Genomic DNA, 3,482 nt, shown 5'->3' with positions numbered 1-3,482 from the left:
GCCGCGCCGGGCGCGGGCCTGGGCCTGAGCCCGTTGCGCTGAGGCGGCGCGGCCTGGCCCCCGCTCAGCCCGCGGTGTTGATCATCGAGGCGGCGGCGTAGGTCAGGTAGTCCCAGAGCTGGCGCTCGGCGTCCTCGGGCAGGTCCAGCTCGTCGAGGGCGGTGCGCATGTGCCGCAGCCAGGCGTCGTGGGCGGCGCGGTCCACCTTGAACGGGGCGTGGCGCATCCGCAGCCTCGGGTGGCCGCGCTCCTCGCTGTACGTCCGGGGCCCGCCCCAGTACTGCATGAGGAAGAGGGCGAAGCGCTCCTCGGCCGGGCCGAGGTCCTCCTCGGGGTACATCGGCCGCAGCAGCTCGTCCGTGGCGACGCCCTGGTAGAAGCGGTGCACCAGCCGGCGGAAGGTGGCCTCGCCGCCGACCGCGTCGAAGAAGGTCTCCTCGGAAAGCGTGCTCTGCGGGATCTCGTTCACCCGACCATGGTCGCAGACGGCCGCGGGGGCCGTACACCGGTCTTCCGGCCTACGACCCCCGCCGCCCCGGGCACGGCCCGGGGCGTTGCGTCACTCACCGACTACACGTCGTCCCAGTTGAAGAAGCGCCAGGCGATCAGGCAGAGCACGGCCGAGAAGGCCAGCAGTCCGCCCATCGCCGGCAGCGCGTCCATGACGCCGCCGCCGCGGCTGAGCACCGACTGCGAGGCGGTGACCAGGTAGCGCAGCGGGAAGACCTTGGAGACGGTCTGCAGCCAGCCCGGGCTGCCGTCGAGCGGGATGAACGCGCCGCCGAGGAAGGACATCGGCAGGATGATCAGCTGGTTGATGCCGTTCGCCGCCTCCTCGGTCTTGGCGAGTCCGCCGGTGAGCAGGCCGATCGACATGAAGGCGATGGTGGCGCAGAGCACCAGCGGGACGATCAGCCACCAGTTGCCGCTGAGCTTCAGCCCGAAGAACGGCGTGGTGGCGATCGTCAGGAAGATCGCCGTCTGGGCGAGGGCGATCACGCAGTTCACCGCGACCCGGGCGCCGATCACCGCCGGGATGGAGACCGGGGCGAGCCGCAGCCGGCGCAGCACCCGCTTGGTGCGCCAGTTGATCAGGGTGAAGGAGGCGCCGTAGACCGCGCCGGAGGCGATGGCCCAGCCGAGCAGGCCCGGGGTGAGGTACTGGATCGGCTTGAGCGACTGGTCCTCGACCTGGACGGAGGCCATGGTGAACGCCGGCGGCTTGCCGGACGCGGCCTGGTTGGCGGCCTTCACCAGGTTGTCCACGATCGCCTGGACGCTGCCGGCCTTGACCGGGTCGGCGGCGCTGTGGCGGACCACCACCTGGCCGTTCGGGCCCTGCTCGACGAGGGCGTCGATGTCTCCCTTGCGGACCTTCTCCAGGGCGGCGGCCTCGTCGTCGATCTTCGTGACGGTGAGGACCTTCTCCAGTTCCTTGCGGTCCTCGCCCTGCACGGAGTCGAGCACCTGGACGGCGCCGACCTGGGCGACCTTCACGTGCGGGGCGCCCGCGCTCTTGAAGAGCGTGCCGAACATCAGCAGGAAGATCAGCGGCATCAGCAGGGTGAAGAAGAGCGCGCCGCGGTCGCGGACGAAGCCCAGCAGCATGACCCGGGCGAGTCCGACGAAGGCGCTGGCGCGTTCCGGCGCCTCGGGGGCCGGGGCGGCCGGCTCGCGCTCGGTCGCGGTGGGGGCGGTCGCGGTCATGCCCGGTACTCCCGTCCGGTCAGGCGGAGGAAGACGTCCTCCAGGGTGGCGCCGCGGACCTCCAGGCCGCGCAGCGCGTTCTGCTCGGCGAGCACCGACAGCACCGGTGCCGGGACGCGGGTCGACACCGACAGCGAGACGCCGTCGTCCTCCAGGCCGGCCAGTTCGGCGCCGGCCGCGGTGAACAGCTCGCGGGCGGTGTCGGCGGCGAGCAGCCCGGACTCGACGCTGATCCGGACGGTGTCGTCGATCTCCCGGACGAGTGCGGCCGGTGCGCCGGTCTTGAGCACCTTGCCGTGGTCCATCACGGACACCCGGTCGCAGAGCACCTCGGCCTCGTCGAGGTAGTGGGTGGTGAGGACGACGGTGCGGCCCTCGGCGTTGATGTCGCGCAGCAGGTCCCAGAGGTTGCGGCGGGCCTGCGGGTCGAGACCGGTGGTGGGCTCGTCCAGGAAGACGAGCTCCGGGTCGTGGACGAGTGCGCAGGCGATGGACAGGCGCTGCGCCTGGCCGCCGGACATCTTCTCGGTCTGGACGGCGGCGGAGTCGGCCAGGCCGACCTTGTCCAGCATGGCGTCGGCCCGCTTCGGGCCCACGCCGTAGAAGGAGGCGAAGGTGCGGATCGTCTCGCGGGCGGTCAGCCGGTTGAAGAAGGACGACGCCTGGAACTGCACGCCGATGCGCGGCAGCAGTGCGGTGTTGCGCGGCCAGGGCTTGAGCCCCAGCAGTTCGACGCGGCCCTCGTCGGGCTCGCGGATCCCCTCCAGGATCTCCAGAGTGGTGGTCTTACCGGCCCCGTTCGGTCCGAGAATCCCGTAGAACTCGCCCGCCTCGACGGTGAGTGACACACCGTCGACGGCCTGGACGTCCCCGTACCGCTTCCGTATTCCGTCGGCGGATATAGCTGCAGTCATGGTGCATGACATTAGGCGGTTCCGTGCCGGTGCGGTGGTGGTTACCAGGCAAAACCCCGGAAAAACCCGTCGGGCGGGGCCGGTTGGCGACCGGCCCCGCCCGACGGCCCGTCAGGCGCGGTGCAGCGTGATGGTCGTCCAGGCGCCGATGTGGATCCGGTCGCCGTCGTTCAGCGGGATCGCGGTGTGCGGCGGCACCGGGTCGGCGCCGCCGTTCATCGTGGTGCCGTTGGTCGAGTCCTGGTCCACCAGCACCCAGCTGCCGTCGGGCTGCTCGGCGAGCATGGCGTGCAGGTGCGAGGCGCCCGGGTCCTCCGGCGGCACCGACAGGTCGATCTCCGGCACGGTGCCGCGCTGCTGGCTGCGCCGGCCGATCCGCAGCTGGCCGCGGCCGGTCAGCGGGATGCGCCGCTCGGGGCAGTACGGCGGGAAGAACAGCCCCGACGCGTCCGGGCCGCTGCGTGCCATCATGTCGGCGAAGTAGTCCCGGTCGGCGCTGACCACCGCGATCCACTGGGTGCGGACCGGCGGGGGCGGCGGGGCGGCCGGACCGGCGCCGGGGTGGCCCTGCGGACCGTGCGGGCCCGGCTGGCCGTGCGGCGCCTGCTGGCCGGGCCCGGGCGGGGCCAGCCGGAAGGACGTCCCGAAGCCGTCGCTGCCCGGGCCGCCGGCGGGGTCGGCGTAGACCGGGCCCGTCCGCTCGTAGCCGTCGGGCTCGGCGAACGGCGCCGGGGCCGGCCGGTCGAAGCCCTGCTTCTCCAGGCTGGGCGGCTGGTAGCCGGACGGCGCGGGCGCCGGGGCACCGGCCGGCGGCGGGTAGCCGTAACCGCCGCGCGGCGCGGCCGGCGGGGGCGGCGGAGC

At 72.9% G+C, this 3,482-nt stretch carries 4 protein-coding genes; all 4 read right to left on the bottom strand.

Translation table 11 applies throughout. From position 1 onward, the window contains the following. Positions 1-64: 64 nt before the first annotated feature. The gene (locus ABZ641_RS29760; protein WP_344627036.1) at positions 65-469 is read right to left on the bottom strand and encodes a globin; all 405 of its coding nucleotides are present in this window, start codon (positions 467-469) and stop codon (positions 65-67) included. 101 nt (positions 470-570) lie between these two features. After that, positions 571-1,707, bottom strand: a complete 1,137-nt coding sequence (locus tag ABZ641_RS29755) for an ABC transporter permease (protein ID WP_359986729.1) — start codon at positions 1,705-1,707, stop codon at positions 571-573. After that, the gene (locus ABZ641_RS29750) at positions 1,704-2,621 is read right to left on the bottom strand and encodes an ABC transporter ATP-binding protein (RefSeq protein ID WP_359986726.1); all 918 of its coding nucleotides are present in this window, start codon (positions 2,619-2,621) and stop codon (positions 1,704-1,706) included. The genes ABZ641_RS29755 and ABZ641_RS29750 overlap by 4 nt, the downstream gene beginning before the upstream one ends. 111 nt (positions 2,622-2,732) lie before the next feature. Then, positions 2,733-3,482: FHA domain-containing protein (locus tag ABZ641_RS29745; protein ID WP_359986724.1), on the bottom strand; the 750-nt coding region annotated here is incomplete at its 5' end.

Source organism: Kitasatospora sp. NPDC007106 (assembly GCF_040634455.1).
GTDB classification, from domain to species: Bacteria; Actinomycetota; Actinomycetes; order Streptomycetales; family Streptomycetaceae; genus Kitasatospora; species Kitasatospora arboriphila.
This window is presented reverse-complemented; position numbering and strand designations above follow the sequence as displayed.